Genomic DNA, 18,076 nt, shown 5'->3' on the forward strand with positions numbered 1-18,076 from the left:
TGAAAGTAACGAAGTAATTGGAGCTGGACAATAAACTAGACACCAAGTTAATTGAAAAATTGCAATGGCATATATCTCCTTATATCCTAGAATAATTTGCTCAAGAAAAAGAATTTGTTCAGCGAAAAAGTAAATATTGAACCAAGGAGTTAGTTGTATTATGTGTATGGTTTTACCGAAAGGTTTCAAGTACATTACTCATACAATTATGTAGTTATCCTGAAGCATCTACAGGTGTTCTTATCGACCTTGAAGAACTACTTAGCTTCCTAAGTGGAGTGATTTTATGCAAAATTAAGTGAACGTTTTTGTACATAGATTAGTTGACATTTATATAGGTTTTTTCCATTTTCAAAGATAGTTTTGTTTTTTATGTTATTTTTCAAAAATTACTGCTGAAATTTCTATATTCATGACTCAGCATATAATCATTGTTTGATGAAATGACATACCACGTCCCTTAGAGTTTCAGACATATTACGATAACTTAAAGAAAAAAGATAATAGTAGTCAACGGTTACTATTATCTTTTTTGAACTATTTTTCATTAAAATATCTCATCTGCTGTGCTCCTTATTTACTTTTCTAGATTTTATCCTAGTTTAAAATTTATGCATTTGAACTGTTTATACAATTTGTAGGATTTTCAGTTTTTTTGTCGAATATATCTTTAATGCAAGGAGGGACATTACATGATTATTAAAGACTATTTTATCAATCTTTCTATTTTTTCTTTATTAGTTAGCGCAGCGATATTTATTCAAGTGTTTTTGATTCATTCCAGGCGATATTTCGAAAAATTCTATGGAGGGATTATTGCAGTTACTTTGATGCTCTTTTCTTTTCCATACATGGGATTTTCCTACGATCTTCGAGTTGTTCCTCTTATTCTATCTTTTATTTACTTTGGTCGCATTGCTGGTTGGATTACATTAATTAGCATTATTATAATGCGTATCTTTTACATTGGAGGTTACTGGGAACCTCCTGTGATTGCTTATTTAGGTTTGGGTATCCTATTTGTTACTTTTAAAACATATTTTAAAAACCTTCATCCTTTTAAAAGTGCATCTTTATATTTTTTTGTTTTTGTCGGAATAAAGTGGTTAGTTGGTGTATTCTTTAATACTAAGTTACTTTACACTGGAGGCTTATTATATATAGCTTTAGGGCTTTTAATTGGGCTATTTCTTATGGAAGCCTACCAGAGATTATATTATTTAACACAGGACTTATCTAAAATGAATCGGGAATTAAAAAAATCCAAGCAAGAACTCACAGATACCGTACATGAGCTTCAAGGAGGGATTTTTAAATTTAAAAAAGTGGGTAAGCACTTTATACACACTTTATGTGATGGACAGTTTTATTATCAAAAAGGATTTTATTCTGAACAGGTGGTAGGGAAAAGCTTACGGACTATTGATGCTTCTATTGTTCCACCACATTTAGTTCCACAATTGATGAAGTATTATCTTCAGGCATGGGAAGGGAAAGAAATTATATTCGAATTACCCTGGCCAGATGATAAAACGATTATTCTTATTGCACTTAGGCCGATTAAACGAAATGGACAAGTTATGGAAGTTGTTGGTTCTATAGTCGATATAACCGAAAGGAAAAAGGTAGAATCAGAATTAAGGGCTACCAAAGAATTACTAGAATCATTTATAAAGCATAATGTAGATGCTATTACCATTTCTGATCGAGAAGGGCATATTTTACAAGCAAATAAAGCTTATGAAAAGATATTTGGATGGTCATTACAAGAAATCATAGGTAAGAGATTACCCTGTGTACCAGATTTCTTAATGGAAGAATCACTTAAAAATATTCAGAAAATTCTAACAGGAGAATCCGTAGTTACCAGATTAGAAACTGTTAGACGACGTAACGATGGAAGTCTTCTTGATGTCAGTCTGACAGTTTCTCCTATACTAGACGTAAGAGGAAATGTGATAGCTTTATCTGCAATATGTAGAGACATCTCTGAAAGAAAACAAGCAGAAAGAGAGCGACAGCGATTACACCAACAATTAAAAGATAGTGAAATGAAGTACCGTGCACTAATCGAACAAGCAACTGATGCAGTATATGTAGTAGAGCTGAATGAAAATCATGTTCCAAGTCGATTCATTGAGGTAAACCCTGTTGGTTGTAAAAGATTTGGATATAGTAGAGAAGAGCTGCTCTCGTTACCATTTCCAAATGTAGTACCACAAGATTCTAAAATGATTGTAAGGTTGTTAGAAAAAATTAGAGAGGGACAAACTTCCTTCACTTTGCAAGATGAATATGTTTTTCCAACAGGAAAAATAATAACAACTGAGTTTAGTGTCCGTGTTTTTAACTTAAATGGTAGAAAAGTTTTCCTAAGTATTTCTCGTGATATCACTGAACGGCTAAAAACAGAAGAATTACTACGGAAATCTGAAAAACTTGCTGTCGTAGGACAATTAGCGACTGCAATGGCTCATGAAATTAATAATCCATTAACCGCAATGAAAGGGTTTATGCAATTACTAAAATCAACGGAAACTGAGAATAATCGGGGTTATATAAATATAGTATCATCAGAGATTGAGCGTATAGAAAGTATTACTAATGAATTTATGGCGGTAGCTAAACCACAGGTGGTAAAGATACAACCTAATGATATTAGTGTGCTAATGGATCAAGTTTTAATGTTACTGCAACCCCAAGCAATGATGAATAATATAAAAATTAGAATTGATTTTACACCTGGTATTCCACTGATTCCATGTGAAGGAAATCAATTAAAACAAGTATTTGTTAATATTATAAAAAATGCAATTGAATCCATGCCAACAGGAGGAGAAATTTTGATTCAATTTGATAAACTTGATAATAATCAAATAAGGATTCGCTTTATCGATCAAGGATGTGGGATTCCAAAAGAACGTATACCATATTTAGGAGAACCTTTTTACAGTATTAAGGAAGAGGGAATCGGCTTAGGATTAATGGTCTGTTATAAAATTATTGAAACACACCAGGGGAAGGTATTTATTGAGAGTGAAGTGAATAAAGGGACTATAGTTGAAGTCACTCTCCCAATTTGCACACTTCAAAATTAATACATTCTTTTACTGAAATTTTGTAAGTTAGTGAGCAGTTAGCTTTGGCTAGCTGCTTTTTTGTATATATTGTAATCGATTCTTCATATTACGGCTTTTTGATGTTTCATATATATATTTTATGGCTTTTAAAAACTCTGTAAGTGTTTTGTAATATTTACGAGAGACTTTTTTAACAGTTATGAGAGAGAAAAGAAAGATTTGTTATATATGATGAAATTAATCTTACTAGTAGGTGTTCTAATGGATCTAGAAACAAAGGAGGAAAAATAACAATGAAACAATTGAAGCCAGCAATTAGTGTATTAGGTAGTGTATCGATGGCACTGACTTTAGCATCTCCTGCTTTAGCAGATGTAAAACAACCGAATCCAGGAGGTACAGTTGAAATATTCAAAGAGAATGCAGATGTAAAAAAAGAAGATAAGAATTTCACGCTCGGATCTGATGGGGAAATAGGTTCACTCATTACACAAAACATTGAAATGGCAAACAAAGATTGGGATAAAGATGGTATTTCCAACGACTTAGAGATTAATGGATATAAAATTGAATTCAATTCACAAACTGGAAAAAATGAAGCGAAAGCATGGGATCCCGAGAAGGATAAAGGGAAACCAAAATTTATATCGAATCCTATGAATGCAAATACGGATGGTGATCCTTTTACTGATATGTATGAGGTTGAGAATTATAACAACGATTCTGATACTAATTTCAATCCGATAGTTGCCAACATGCCGAATTTGCAAATTGGTGTCAAACGAATTGAAGTAATTCCTATTGCAACCATTACGGATAATAATGGTGGATCAGTTAGTAGAGGATGGGAAAAAAGTGTATCTACACAACATTCATTTAATGTAGGTTTAAGTGGTTCAGGTGGTGTAGAAGGCTCAGCAGCCGGTCCTGTTCCTTCCGGAAGTGTTTCAGCAAATGTGGGATACGGATATTCAAAAACAACTACGGAAACGGAGAGTTATACAAATAATTTTGATTGGTCTACTGCAACAACTGTGGATACAGCGAACGCAGCAAAATTACGTGTACATTTGGAATATAAGAATGTAGGAACAGCATCCGCTGAAAATGTTTCGCCTCATTTTAATATTCGTTTAGGAAACAAAATTATTAATACTGTAAAGGCAACACAAGATCGTTATAAAGCAAACTATTTAAGTACAGAAAAAGGTGGACGGAATAAAACAGAAGTCGTAATTGACAGTTTAGAAGGACAAGCAGATGCGAATATTGTCTTATCTTTGGATGAATTGAAAGCTGTTGAACAAGGGGAACTTCTTTCGATTGAAGTTTTACCTACAAGTACAATGGATTTATCTATTGAAAAAGGTGAAGAAATTATGCATTTGGGGGATTCAGGGAGATATGAGTCTAGAGTAAATGCAGCTACTGAACAATTAGAAACAGATATAGGAAATATACCAAAGTTTAGGGTATATACTCCTAAAGACAAATCTCTTGCTGATAAGCCAGTTTTATCCTATAACGAAGTTTTTCAACAGGTAAATATAGATACGAAAAAAGTAAATCATATTGTAAACAAGGCTAAAAGTACTAATAACGTATCAGTGGTTTCAGCTAATAATGGAACTGATGCATTGAACGATTTAAAAGCGGGACAGGGAGATCGCGGTTATTTACATAAAGACTCTGTACACGGAGCTTTTGCAAAACTACAGCAACCAACATTAGTAGAAGGTAGTTATGATTCTGTGACGCAAAAGATTAGGGCAACAATTTTACCTGGTTTATTTGGAGTGAGTAAAGATATTCCTACTACTTATAGTAAGAAATGGAATGCTCCGTCACAAACAGTAACACTGGTTAAACGTGAAAATGGATTTACATATGAGTCTAGAGAAAATATACACCCTATTAAATCTGAAATTGCTGCGCACAGAAAAGTTACATTTGAAATCAATGACGCACACAATCTAACGCCTACACAAAAGATTGATACTGAAATTAAAGCTAATAAAGAATTTGAAGATTATGTAGTAGATAATTCAGGTGAATTTGTTACAGAAGGAGTTCCTTATACCGTGGCTTCATATGGAAATACAGCTTATTTGGGAAGTCATCATGCAGGGAATAAATGGGAGTATCTTTGGGCTGAAAAATCTAGCGATGAAAAAGTGAATGTAATTATTGAAAGAGTAGGTCAACCTAAACCTGGAAAACCAATTAAAAAGGATGAAGAGGTATTAATTAAATTTCAAAATCCTATTTATTCAGATTATGCATATTTAAAACTTCAAGATAGTTATATCCATTTAGATCAAAAACAGAACGCAAGTACTTTTAAATTTAATCATGCATATCCAAAGAATTTCACTGGACACCATAAGCAATGGAACATACTATCTAATGGTAATAAGTTAAAGGTAGGATATTTAATCGATTATATGAAATATGGTAATGGAGAGAATGGGACTGATACTATAGCATGGAATCTATCAAGAGTTCAGTAATAGATAACAGTTCTGTTGCTAAGTTTGAAAAGAGAACCGGAAATGAATTGTATCTGAAAAGTTAGATACAAAAATTTAGCTTACTAGTAAGGAATGAGTTCGATGTTGAATCGGACTCATTTCTTTTAATTTATATATGATTTAGAAACTACTATTTTAAATACTTATCTAGTCATATAAGTAATCAAATGTTAAGATTACTATCTGTATTACATGATTTATTTTCCGAATTTTCATTCGTTTCGAGGGTGAAATGTAGAATTCTGATTTATTTATGTGATTAGTTTTTATATCTTTACCTATAAAGATATTTTTATTGGATAATAGAAAAAATTTTTTTGTTATTGGTGAAAAAGAAGTGAGGATAGTATATGAAGAAAAGAATTTTAATCGTAGAAGATGAAGAAAATATTCGAGAAGTATGCAAACGGTATTCAGAAAGAGAAGAATATGAAGTTTATACCGCTGTAAATGGTAAAGAAGGTTGGGATTTATTTCTTACACATCAACCAGATTTAATTATATTAGATTTGATGATGCCAAAAAAAGATGGATGGGAATTATGCGAGGAAATTCGTCAACAATCAAATGTCCCTATTATTATGTTAACTGCTAAGGGAGAGGAAAGGGATCGAATTTTAGGCTTAACAATGGGGGCAGATGATTATTTAACAAAACCATTTTCCCCTCGTGAATTAGTATTAAGGGTTCAAATTATACTAAGAAGAGGAAGCCATGTACAAATACAAGCGAAAGAATCCTTATTGGAAGTGATAGAGTTTCCAGATTTGAAAATATATCCAAAGACAAGATATGTACTTGTTTGTAATAAGGAAGTGGAGTTAACGGTGAAAGAGTTTGAGGTACTTTATCTCATGGCAAAGCATCCAAAACAAGTATTTTCTCGCTCGCAGCTTCTTGAATTAATTTGGGATTTTGGACATGAAGGGGCATCAAACACAGTTACTGTGTTAGTGAGTCGTTTACGTGAAAAGCTCGAGAAGCATACGATAAAGAATCGTTGGATTCATACGGTTTGGGGTATAGGATATCGCTTTGAGCCAAATGGAGGAAATGAAACATGAGATTACGTATTCAATTGTTACTCATGAATCTATTAAGTACTAGTATTATGGTAATTGCTATATGGTATAGTGATACGAAAATGTTACTTGAACCGGAACAAACGCGGTTATTAACAGTAATTGCATTTGTGGCATTCATTATTTCAACGTTTATTTATTGGTTAATGACACGTCCTATCATGAGATCTATACAAAATTTAATAAAATTGACGAAACAATTTAGTGATAGACACTTTGAAACGATGTATATAATTGGGCAAGAACCACGTGAGTTTAAAGAATTGGCAACAGCCTTTCAACAGATGGCAAAAAAATTAGAAGAAGGGTTTACTAAGTTAGAGGAACAGGAAAACTCTCGTAAGGAGCTAATTACCAATATCTCACACGACTTACGAACACCTATGACTAGCATGCAAATGATGATAGAAGCATTACAAGATAACCTGATTGAAGATCCTGAAATGAAAAAGCAATACTTAGCAACGGTTTTAAAAGAAATAGAAAGATTAAATGGATTAATTAACGACTTATTTGATCTTTCAAAGTTAGAGTTTGAGCAAGTAGATTTTCACCCAAGTTTCACACATTTAGATAAAGTTCTATTAGATGTATTAGAGTCACATTCTGTCTTATTAGGAAACAAACAAATCCATGTGCAATTGGATGTCCCTGATACATTACCTCGACTTTTGATTATGCCTTGTAAAATAGAAAGGGTCATAGGTAATTTATTACATAATGCAATTCGATATTCTCCTATCTCTGGAACAATTGAATTGACTGTAGTGGAAAATAAACCAACTCAACAGGTCCAATTCACTTTGCGGGATGAAGGAATGGGAATTTCTCCAAATGATCAATTACGCGTATTTGAACGTTTTTTTAGAACAGATCGATCAAGAAGTTCACAATCTGGAGGTTCCGGACTTGGATTAGCTATTGCAAAATCATTGATTGAAATGCACAAAGGGGAAATTGGTGTACGGAATCGCGCAGATGGTAAGCAGGGAAGTGAATTTTGGTTCACTCTTCCCATCACATCAGTAAAAAAATAAGACGGCTGAAAGACTTTTGTAACATTTACGTTAGAAAAATGAAAGACCTTCTTGTTAACATACTACTACACAGTATGTTACAGGAGGTTTTTTACTTTATGAAAAGAAAATATGTATGGCTTATAGGTGGTTTGATAATTGTATTGGGGATTTTATGGTCATTGTTCCGACCAGAGAAATTATTTATTGATAAGCACGTAAATGAATCATTGCCACAAGCAGAGATACAATCAACTGAAGTAAGGCAACAAAGTGATCGAGTAATAAGGGAAGGTCAGTTTCAAAACGGTGTCCATGAAACAACTGGAACGGCAAAAATTTACCAATTAGCGGATGGAAAACGTGTTTTACGACTTTCTGATTTTGCAACATCTAATGGGCCAGATGTACGAGTTGTATTAGTTCCTACAAATCGCTTAAAAAATAATGAAGACGTGAAAAACTATCAGTATATTGAATTAGGAAAATTAAAGGGAAATAAAGGAGACCAAAACTATGAAATTCCTGAAGGGATAGATGTAAGTGAATATGGTTCGGTTTCTGTTTGGTGTAAAAGATTTAATGAAAACTTTGGTGCGGTTTATTTTAATAATTAAATATGAACTTAAAATTTCCTCTTACAGGCAAAATTCATCGGGGTAATGATAATAGTTGCAGCGGACTTAGTTGCTAAGAAGGGCACTCATAAGAGTGTTTTTTTCATATTCTTCAATTTTTGTATATTTTAGAGCTATTGGACGTTTACGGAGAGATTTTATTTAGTGTGGAAGCGTACTGTCTGTGAATAGAAGGATGAATAATATGTTACAGGAAAACATTACTCTTTTATAACTTAATTTTGAAGGAACATATACTTTTTTCATTTATCGGCTTGTAAAGAAGTATGGAAATTAAAGTTTATAATTTAAAAGTCAGCTTAAAGATGCAATAAGCAATTTGAATAGTAATCTTAAGTAAATAAAAAAGAGAGGAGCATCGATGAGCTCTTCTCTCTTTTTAAATCTAATTAGGGTTTCCATAACTGTAAAGGGGATGGTGTAAATTGTTGGATATTACCAAAATATCACTTTAAGTTAAGATTATAAAAAAGAAGTTCCTTTTTTCTGACAATGAATATTAATGCAAAATTAATGATTAATATTCAAAAATGATTTTATAGTTCATTAATTTATTACTTGCTATCTATATTAATCATTTATTACAACAGCTTTCATGTCCAAAATTAAATGTTTCAACAAAGGATAATATAAGTATCATTATAATGATTTTCCAATATAATCAATGTGTTAATGAAAGGAACTCTGTGTTATTTTTGCTTTTCTACTAACTAATACAGCTTCAAACAAAGGACACAATTGCTACATGCTAAGTGTAATCTATTACCCATTCAAGATTCTGTTTATTCAATCTTTCTAAAAATAAAAAAATATTGTACTCATAAATATACAAGCTATAATGAGGGCGTCGAGAAAGAATTTATTACCTCTAGAGAAAGTATCAAACCTAGTTTTTTTGCAAAAATCCTAATGACATTGTAAGTAACCTTTTAAATTTGGACATACTCACATGATTACTCTAAGAAAGGTATGTGATCAAAAGGAAAAGTGTATTTGACACGAGAATGAAAGCGCATTCAATTAGATCTTGTTTTGAATCAGTCATTTTAATAACTTAGATTCAACTGTAATTAAAAATAATAAATTATGGGGGTGCTTATATGAACATGAATGTAGCATCTATTAAAGAAAAAAAGGTTGTTAAATACAAAAGTTGTTTTGATGTGATTGGGCCCATAATGATAGGTCCTTCAAGTTCACATACTGCAGGTGCTTTGGCTATTGGAACGGTAGCCAATAAATTATTTCAAGGTCTTCCAAAAAAAGTCGTGGTAAGGTATTATGAATCATTTGCTGAAACCCATAAAGGTCACGGAACTGATTTTGCAATTATTGCTGGGATATTAGGATTTGCTGCCGATGACAGCAAAGTGCCAGATGCTATTGAAATAGCAGAATCTAAAGGAATTGAAATTACCTTTATTGAAGAAGCAGGTGATAGTCCTGCTGGCCATCCAAATACGGCAGATGTATATTTAGAGGATGAAAATCGAAGTATTAGAACGATGGGGATTTCGGTTGGCGGTGGATTAATTGAAATCAAACATGTTGAAATTGACGGATTTAGTTTAGATCTGCAGGGGCCATTGCCAGTTATTATTGCGATTTCTGAAAGAGCTGACTTTGAATTTGTCTTACGCAGGATCTTTAAACAATATGATGTGGAAATAAACAACTTTCATAGTTTAGAAGAAAACAGGAAATATTTATATGCATTCGCTTTGGATACGCTATTGCCTGGTAATGTCCAGGAGGAATTAGGAAATTTAAGCAATATAGCTAAGCTCATTATTCTTTAGTTACATTAAGGAGTGAAAAAATATGTATATGGCCATAAAAGAAATTATGGATGCAGCTAATAAAAGCCAAAAGACAATTTATGAATTAGCAATTGAACAGGAAATTGAACAAACTAAATCTACTTATGAAGAAGTTTGGAGTAAAATGGAACGAAATTTAGCGACTATGCAAAATGCTATAAATAAAAGTATCGAGGGCGACGGTGTATTTTCTCCAACTGGTTTAACCGGAGGTGATGCTGTTAAAATTAAAAACTATCGAGAAAATAGGAAAACCCTTTCTGGAGATTTGATGGTGTTAGGGATTCAAAGTGCTATCGGTGTTAATGAAGTAAATGCTGCATTAGGAGCTATTTGTGCAACTCCAACAGCAGGTGCGAGTGGGACGATTCCGGGAGTCCTTTTTAGTATTAAAGATACATTGCAGTTAAGTCATGAAGATATGATTCATTTTCTATTTACTTCAGCGCTATTTGGAACCATAGTCGCAAACAACGCTTGTATTTCAGGAGCGTACGGAGGATGTCAAGCTGAAGTAGGCAGTGCCTCAGCGATGGCGGCTGCAGCTGCGGTTGAAGCTGCAGGTGGAACGCCACATCAATCTTCTGTAGCTTTTTCGATTGCATTACAAAATTTACTCGGTTTAGTTTGTGATCCGGTCGCTGGTTTAGTAGAAATTCCTTGTGTAAAGAGAAACGCCATTGGAACGGCAAATGCTTTAGCAGCAGCGGACATCGCATTAGCCGGCGTAAACAATATCATCAATGCTGACGAAGTTATTGAAGCGATGTATAGAGTTGGAAGACAGATGCCTCGCGAATTAAGAGAGACAGGTTTAGGTGGAATTGCAGCTACACCTACAGGGATTGCCATTAAAAATAAAATCTTTGGAGAGAAATAATCAAATCAATGAACAATTACCGGATATATTGTGAAAAAGTTAACAATCTATTCTCTATTGTTCGCCTAAGGATGTCTGTATATTGGGGGAATTACTAATAAAATATACCACTATATAATTGGGATATTTTGTAATTTGTAACAACCCCGTCAGGTTGATGCTTCGCCAATTTTTTGATTTTGATTAACTTAGAAGAAGGATATACGATGTGGCGCACTTTATAAGCAATTCATTTTTCAAGAACGGTCTATATTCCGATGCCTTAAATAGAGAAGTAAGAATAGAAAACTAGGAGGAATTATTATATGAATGGGAATACTGCAAAAAACATAGAATTTCAAGTTGATAATACTGCAGTAAAAAATGAGAAATATCTAGACCCTAAAAAGTGGCATAAACAGGATACTACCTGGGCATTGAGTCTATTTGGAACAGCAATTGGAGCAGGAGTACTCTTCTTACCTATTAATGCAGGTTCAGGTGGTTTATTATCATTGCTGCTAATTACCATACTTGCATATCCTGTTATGTATTACTCACATAGGGCGCTTGCTAAAATGATATACGCTTCTAATTCTGCTGATGAGGGGATTACAGGTACAATAAGAGAGTATTTCGGAAATAAGGCAAGTATCATTTTTAACATAGTATATTTCATTTCAATTTATACGATCGTGCTGATGTATTCGGTTGCACTTACAAATACTGCAAGTAGTTTTATTGTGCATCAATTGCACATGCCGGAGCCTCCAAGGGCCATTTTATCACTTGTATTAGTACTCGGTCTTATCACTATACTAAATTTTGGTCAAGATATTACTGTAAAGATAATGAGCATGCTAGTATATCCTTTCATTGTTTCTCTACTTTTTATCGCAATATCTTTAATTCCACAGTGGAATACGTCAATGCTAAGTTTTTCAAGTGTTTCTACTGCTTCAACTGGAACAGGATATTTTGGAACAATATGGATGATACTACCAATCATCGTATTCTCGTTTAATCATTCTCCTATGATTTCGTCATTCGTTATGAAACAGAGAGCTACGTATGGAATAGATGCTACTGATGCCAAGTGTGCTCAAATACAAAAAGTTTGTTATATCATGACATTCGTTGTTGTTATGTTCTTTGTTTGGAGCAGTACTTTAAGTTTGACTCCAGATGATCTTAAGGTGGCAAAAGAACAGAACTTGTCAATCCTATCATATCTTGCTAATGAGCTTAATTCGCCAGTAATTACTATTGCGGCTCCTATCATTGCGTTTGTGGCTATTACAAAGTCTTTCCTTGGCCATTATATAGGAGCGTATGAGGTAATGCGTGACATGATTATCAAGTCCGGTAAAAAACGTGGGAAAGATATAGGAGAAAAAACAGTTAAGACAATGATTCTTACTTTTGTCGTATTAACATGCTGGTATGTTGCATATACAAATCCAAGTATTCTTGGAATCATTGATGCCCTTAGCGGTCCGTTAGTTGCTGCTATCTTATGTCTATTACCGATGTATGCAATCAATAAAGTACCAGTACTGGCTAAATACAAAGGGAAAATGAGTAATGTATTTGTAATTGTTATAGGAATACTTACTGTTCTAGCAAGTATTAAGTCATTATTCTAATTCTCTATTGTTCGTTCGGATGCAAAAATAGTAGGATATGAAAAGAGAATAAAAGACTTTTAGCGGAACTGAATTATATATTGTTAAACCATAGAGTTTATGGTTTTGGACAAACTATTCACCTTGGATAGTTTGTCCTTTTTTGATTATATGCATAACTTCTATTGCAGCATTTTTTAAGCTGTTTGTAATGATTTTAATCCAAGCATTTGAGGGCGCCTAACCATGTGCATCAAGCTAATATTTTAAAGTATCTCACATCTGTTTTCTTAGGTTAATGGGAATGGGCCGGTACCCCATGTATGGCGAACAACTAAACTGGCTTCCTTATATCCTATGTCCGAAGCCAGTTCATCTCTCACATACTCACTTCGCGTTCCTTGAGGAAGTACTCTTCTTGGCTAGATTTATAAACTTACCTTATTGAGCTTAGGGTGATACTCCCGTTACAATTTTGATAGTTCATTGACCACACTTTCTAAAAATTGCTCTACCTTTTCTTTTGTAGTATCTGGCGAATGATAACCAATTGTAAATGTAAGTCTCCCATTATAAGAGCTTGCCCCCATTGTAAAGAATGGTGCATACATAATTGGTGATGTTATATACCCGTCCTGAGCTTGAACTTCACCAAACTTAATAGGTTCATCAGCTATCGATCCGAAATTAGTAAGTAACGGCAAAGCCATTCCCATTTGTAAAGCCCGTTCATATTGCTGTTTATACATTTCCTTAACTTCAGATAGCTTTTTACTTGCCAGTAACTCCATTCCTGCGGCTGAAGAAAGACCTGGATTTTGAGATTTTATTGTATCCATTGATTCTTTGACTCGAACTAGAGTTTGATTAAATGAGTCATCATTTTCCATTTTAATCACTGGCATTTCCATCCCGGATAAGTTGCAAATTGAACCAGTTGTATGATTAGGGAGATATCGGCGTAAATCAATTGTTAAACCAACCATTTTTTCTGCGGTACGAGGTTCTGCATACACAGCGAAATGTGATAAAGAGCGGAAGTATGCAGTCAGAATTGCATCATTTAAGGTAGCTTGTTGTGCCTTAGTCCATAGGGTTAAACGTAGAGTTTGCTCACGGCTTAACTGTCGCACGGCCATTTTTGGATAAGCATTTTTGTTAGGTTGAGATGGAAAAGACCATAATGCTGCTTGTTGTTCTTGGCTGGGACGATACGCACTTTTTATGTCTGTTATTCCAGTATATTTGAATACAGGTGATTGATCGCGAAAACCCTCATTTTTTGCATTAAATCTCTTTATAATTTCATCCTTAGACTGTCCCAGAGAAAGGTGAGTATAAATTGCTCCCAGCAAATTAATATATTCCTTGACTCCAGCACCATCTGAACAAAGATGAGATAATTTAACAACTAATATATTTGTTGAAGTGCCTCGTAATAATTTTGTCTGAACCATAGGCCCTTGAATAGGATCTCCAGATTCCTTTATAAAATCTATTGCCATCACTTCAAGATTTTGATCATCTCCTTCTGCAAAAAAACAAATTGGTGAGTTAGTACTAGATGAATGTTCCTCCCAGTAAGGCATATCACTTTCTACAAAACGGCTGTTTAAAACGGGCTGTAATTGTAACGTTATTCTTACTGATTGTTCAAGTACTTTTTTTGATATACCTATAGGAAAATAAAGAACGGCATTAATTTGTTGATTTGCGGAATAAAGACCAAGTATATAATTCATTCGATCTTGAGGTGTTACTGAATATTTCCTTTGTTCCATAATTTTCTCCCTCTTTTCAGGCTATTTTTGGTTACAATCTTGTTTTTCATAGGGTTGTAATTTTTTCAAGGATCCATAATGTTTTCTTTTCAATTTTTTAGTATTTCACTTATGAAAGTATGTTTTCTGTACTGATTCATGTTGTTATTGGTATTAATAATATTCATCAATTTTGTTTGGTTTTTGTATAAAAAGTAGATGAATTGCATTTTCGTTTGATTATATATAAATATTTTACATAAATGTTTGTGTATAATCTACAAAAAATAATCGAGTCATTTTTATCTTTTTTCGACAGTATCTCCCATCTATTTACTAACGCTATCCCAACATCAAACAAATTAAGGAGGGGGTCTTCTGACATAAAATATACACGTTGTAACTTCTAATCTTACAATATTGTAAGATTAGAAGTTAGATAGTTAGATAGAAGTCATTAACTTATGAAAAAATCACATCTATAATCCAGATATAAATCATTAATTAAAGGAGTATTCTAGTGAAAAAAATTATAAGTTATGTGGTGGTTATTGCTATCTTTATAGGAGTAAAACGTTATGTGCAGGGTCCAGGACAACCAGTCGATGGGATTCTAGTTAGTGGTACTGCAGCTGATATAGAAAAAGTCAAACAAGAATTTAAAGATGATATTAAACAATCTAATGAAGTAAATATAAAAGTAATACAAACAAAAAGCGAATATAGATAAAAATTTTTTGATACATTTATGAGTATAAAAATTTATTTATATAAAAAAATAGATGTGGTTAGGTTATCAGAAAAAATCCAATAACTTCAATTTTAAAAAGATAAAAAAGGAGCGGAAATACGCTCCTTTTTTATTTATCTTACTATTTTTAGGAGGTTAGTATGAATAAGATATGGATAAAGGGTGAATAGCATTTTTATTGATGAAATTTCATTAAATATTCTTGTGGAATATATGTGAAACATTGTATAGAATAAGCAAGAATGCCAAAAATTATAGGGGGAAAGTTGTGAAGAAAAATAAGAGTTTAATAAGTTTTTTAGGAGTGTTTATTATGTTGTTTTCTTTTTGTTTTCAAGGAAATGTACAGGCTGATGTAAATACTGTTCAATCTGGAAAAATCAAATCAGGAAATGTAACGGTATGGGAAGTTGGAAATGTGGCGAAAGTGTTAGCTGATGTAGAGCGCTTAAATTTAAATACAGTAAATGTACCGATTCAGGTAGATATTCCGAATGTAACTTCTACGAACATGGTAATTAATCAAGAGCAAAAGCAACAGGCTATTCTTTTAATTCAAGAATTATTAAAGCGTAATATTCAAGTTATTGTGGAACCGTTCCCATATATTCAGCAAGGAAATGTTGGGGAAACGGAATGGAATCCGAGTAATATTAATGATTTCTTCTGGAATTGGAAAACGGTTATTCTACAAGATATTTTTAATTCGATTACAAGTAAATACAATGTGTACGGGCTCAAGATTGCCTCTAATTTCGTGAATATGGAATATGCAGAAGGATATTGGAGCGATACGATTGATTTCGTCCGTCAGCAATATAAAGGAAATGTTTTGTATCAAATGAATTGGTGGTTAACAGCAAGCTTTGATCCATCTTATGAAGCGAAGTTTATAGAAAAAATAAATCGTCCATATTTAAAAAAGGTGGATATTGTTAGTATTGATAGTTGGTTTGAAGTTTCAGGAAAAAGAAATCCATCATACGAAGAAGTGAAGCAAAGTTTATTTGCCACAACAGTATATAATCGTGGGCAAAATGTTGTGCAGCAGTTAGAACAATTACATAATGCAACAGGAAAACCGGTTTATTTTGGTGGATTTAACGTTCCAGCACGTGAACTTGGACTACAAAATCCGTGGAATCCAGATGTATCTAATGTGTTTTCAAAGGACGTACAATTAAACGGATGGCGTGCTTACCGAGATATATTAGAAACGAAACCGTATTTTAAAGGTTTTTCAATTTGGTTTATTGGCTCTCATAATAGTACGCATGCGTATCAAATACATAGTAAAGAAGCAGAGGCAGTTATTAACGGCTGGTATCGAAAATAATTTTTATTAAATAGGTAAGTTTTGAATTTTACCACATATATTTCTAGTGAAAGGCCTTTCACCATCTTATCACCTAGGGGGCAATCATAATGAAATTTTTGTCTTACCTTACAGTAATTTTGGTGATTCTTGGCGGTTTGAATTGGTTGTTTGTAGCGTTAGATTACAATGTAGTTGAGAAATGGTTTGGTTCTATGCCGGCGCTTGTGGACACTATTTATTGGCTCATTGGTCTTTCTGCTATTTATCAAATTTTTGATCGGTTCTTCACGGACAATTAGCAATTATACTTTATTACTAGAGTGTTAAGTACGATTATGTACTTAACACTTTTTTGTATGTTTATAAAAAGTAGTTTGCACATGCAAGCGATTCCATTGCGTCTTACGCCGTAATAATAGAAAACAAATTGACCACGTATTATATTTTAGGTTATAATTCAGAAAGTTTAAAAATTAATGAAAATAAGAAATAGGGAGGTTATCAGGGTGATGGAGAGAGTATATAATTTTTCAGCTGGACCATCAATACTCCCTTTGCCAGTTTTAGAGAAAGTGCAAAAGGAGCTTGTAAATTATAACGGGACAGGCATGTCTATTATGGAAATGAGTCATCGATCTTCTTATTTTCAAAGTATTATAGATGAAGCAAGTAGCCTAATTCGTGAATTAATGAACATTCCTGATGAGTATGAAGTACTGTTTTTACAAGGCGGTGCGTCATTACAATTCTCTATGATACCGTTAAATGTAATGAATACGTACAAAAAAGCAGGGTACGTATTAACTGGCTCATGGTCTAAAAAGGCGATGCAAGAAGCTGAAAAAATAGGGGAAGTACAAGTGCTTGCTTCTTCTGAAAAAGAGAAGTTTACTACAATTCCTAAACTGGATGGTTTACCAAATGATGAAAAACTAGATTATATACATATTACAACGAACAATACAATTGAGGGTACGAAATATGTGGACATTCCACGTTTAGATAGAGTACCGCTCGTTGCGGATATGTCCTCAAATATTTTATCAGAACAATATGATGTTACGAAGTTCGGCCTTATATATGCGGGAGCGCAAAAGAATTTAGGGCCAGCGGGCTTAACGATTGCAATTATAAAAAGAGATTTAATTGGGGGAGCAGATCGCTCTTGTCCTACGATGTTAAACTATGAAACTTACAGCAAAAATAACTCCTTATATAATACACCGCCATCCTTTAGTATTTACGTAACGAAACTTGTACTAGAGTGGTTGAAAGAGCAAGGCGGCGTATCTGCGATTGAAGAACAGAATAGAATGAAATCTTCACTTCTTTACAATTTCTTAGATGAATCAAAATTGTTTACTTCACCAGTTGATCCTACGTATCGATCACTTATGAACATTCCGTTTACAACACCGTCAGAAGAGCTGAACAATGAGTTTTTACAAAAAGCGAAAGAACGCGGCCTTGTTACGCTAAAAGGACATCGCTCAGTCGGTGGTATGCGTGCAAGTATTTACAATGCGATGCCAGTACACGGTGTACAGCAATTAGTAAATTCTATGAAGGAATTTGAGCTTGAGAATAGATAGGGAG

The 18,076-nt window shown here is 33.5% G+C and carries 13 protein-coding genes; 12 read left to right on the plus strand and 1 reads right to left on the minus strand.

The features are described from left to right. Window positions 1-692: 692 nt before the first annotated feature. From JDS99_RS10845 to JDS99_RS10880, 8 genes are all read left to right on the plus strand, one after another. Window positions 693-3,098, plus strand: a complete 2,406-nt coding sequence (locus JDS99_RS10845; RefSeq protein WP_199695065.1) for a PAS domain S-box protein — start codon at window positions 693-695, stop codon at window positions 3,096-3,098. Window positions 3,099-3,373: 275 nt separating this feature from the next. After that, window positions 3,374-5,590 (plus strand): binary toxin-like calcium binding domain-containing protein, encoded by a 2,217-nt coding sequence (locus tag JDS99_RS10850; RefSeq protein WP_199695066.1) that lies wholly within the window; start codon window positions 3,374-3,376, stop codon window positions 5,588-5,590. Window positions 5,591-5,961: 371 nt separating this feature from the next. After that, window positions 5,962-6,675, plus strand: a complete 714-nt coding sequence (locus tag JDS99_RS10855) for a response regulator transcription factor (RefSeq protein WP_199695067.1) — start codon at window positions 5,962-5,964, stop codon at window positions 6,673-6,675. After that, a complete protein-coding gene (locus JDS99_RS10860) occupies window positions 6,672-7,730 on the plus strand; it encodes a sensor histidine kinase (protein ID WP_137015031.1) in 1,059 nt (352 codons plus the stop codon). Before JDS99_RS10855 ends, JDS99_RS10860 begins: the two co-directional genes overlap by 4 nt. 98 nt (window positions 7,731-7,828) lie before the next feature. Further along, window positions 7,829-8,326 carry a DM13 domain-containing protein gene (locus JDS99_RS10865; RefSeq protein WP_002017161.1) on the plus strand — a complete coding sequence of 166 codons (498 nt, stop codon included), beginning with the start codon at window positions 7,829-7,831 and terminating at the stop codon, window positions 8,324-8,326. A gap of 1,121 nt (window positions 8,327-9,447) precedes the next feature. Beyond that, on the plus strand, window positions 9,448-10,146 hold the full coding sequence (sdaAB, locus tag JDS99_RS10870; protein WP_033716175.1) for an L-serine ammonia-lyase, iron-sulfur-dependent subunit beta: 699 nt from the start codon (window positions 9,448-9,450) through the stop codon (window positions 10,144-10,146). 22 nt (window positions 10,147-10,168) lie between these two features. Beyond that, window positions 10,169-11,047: an L-serine ammonia-lyase, iron-sulfur-dependent, subunit alpha gene (sdaAA, locus tag JDS99_RS10875; protein ID WP_199695068.1), complete on the plus strand. Its 879-nt coding sequence runs from the start codon at window positions 10,169-10,171 to the stop codon at window positions 11,045-11,047. Window positions 11,048-11,352: 305 nt separating this feature from the next. Then, the gene (locus tag JDS99_RS10880) at window positions 11,353-12,672 is read left to right on the plus strand and encodes an aromatic amino acid transport family protein (RefSeq protein WP_199695069.1); all 1,320 of its coding nucleotides are present in this window, start codon (window positions 11,353-11,355) and stop codon (window positions 12,670-12,672) included. A gap of 446 nt (window positions 12,673-13,118) precedes the next feature. Here JDS99_RS10880 and JDS99_RS10885 read toward each other — a convergent pair whose 3' ends face one another. Continuing rightward, complete coding sequence (locus JDS99_RS10885; RefSeq protein WP_199695070.1) at window positions 13,119-14,432, minus strand: condensation protein; 1,314 nt, start codon at window positions 14,430-14,432, stop codon at window positions 13,119-13,121. Window positions 14,433-14,931: 499 nt separating this feature from the next. Between JDS99_RS10885 and JDS99_RS10890 the strand changes: the two genes are divergently transcribed. The 4 genes from JDS99_RS10890 (at window position 14,932) to serC (ending at window position 18,072) form a co-directional block, all read left to right on the plus strand. Then, window positions 14,932-15,141: a hypothetical protein gene (locus JDS99_RS10890; protein ID WP_242475724.1), complete on the plus strand. Its 210-nt coding sequence runs from the start codon at window positions 14,932-14,934 to the stop codon at window positions 15,139-15,141. A gap of 289 nt (window positions 15,142-15,430) precedes the next feature. Next, window positions 15,431-16,498, plus strand: a complete 1,068-nt coding sequence (locus tag JDS99_RS10895) for a glycoside hydrolase family 113 (protein WP_199695071.1) — start codon at window positions 15,431-15,433, stop codon at window positions 16,496-16,498. 89 nt (window positions 16,499-16,587) lie between these two features. Continuing rightward, window positions 16,588-16,779 (plus strand): DUF378 domain-containing protein, encoded by a 192-nt coding sequence (locus tag JDS99_RS10900; protein WP_000670803.1) that lies wholly within the window; start codon window positions 16,588-16,590, stop codon window positions 16,777-16,779. 210 nt (window positions 16,780-16,989) lie between these two features. Further along, complete coding sequence (gene serC / locus JDS99_RS10905) at window positions 16,990-18,072, plus strand: 3-phosphoserine/phosphohydroxythreonine transaminase (protein ID WP_199695072.1); 1,083 nt, start codon at window positions 16,990-16,992, stop codon at window positions 18,070-18,072. Window positions 18,073-18,076: the final 4 nt, after the last annotated feature.

Origin of the sequence: Bacillus cereus group sp. N6, from assembly GCF_016483705.1 — a bacterium.
Lineage (GTDB): Bacteria > Bacillota > Bacilli > Bacillales > Bacillaceae_G > Bacillus_A > Bacillus_A wiedmannii.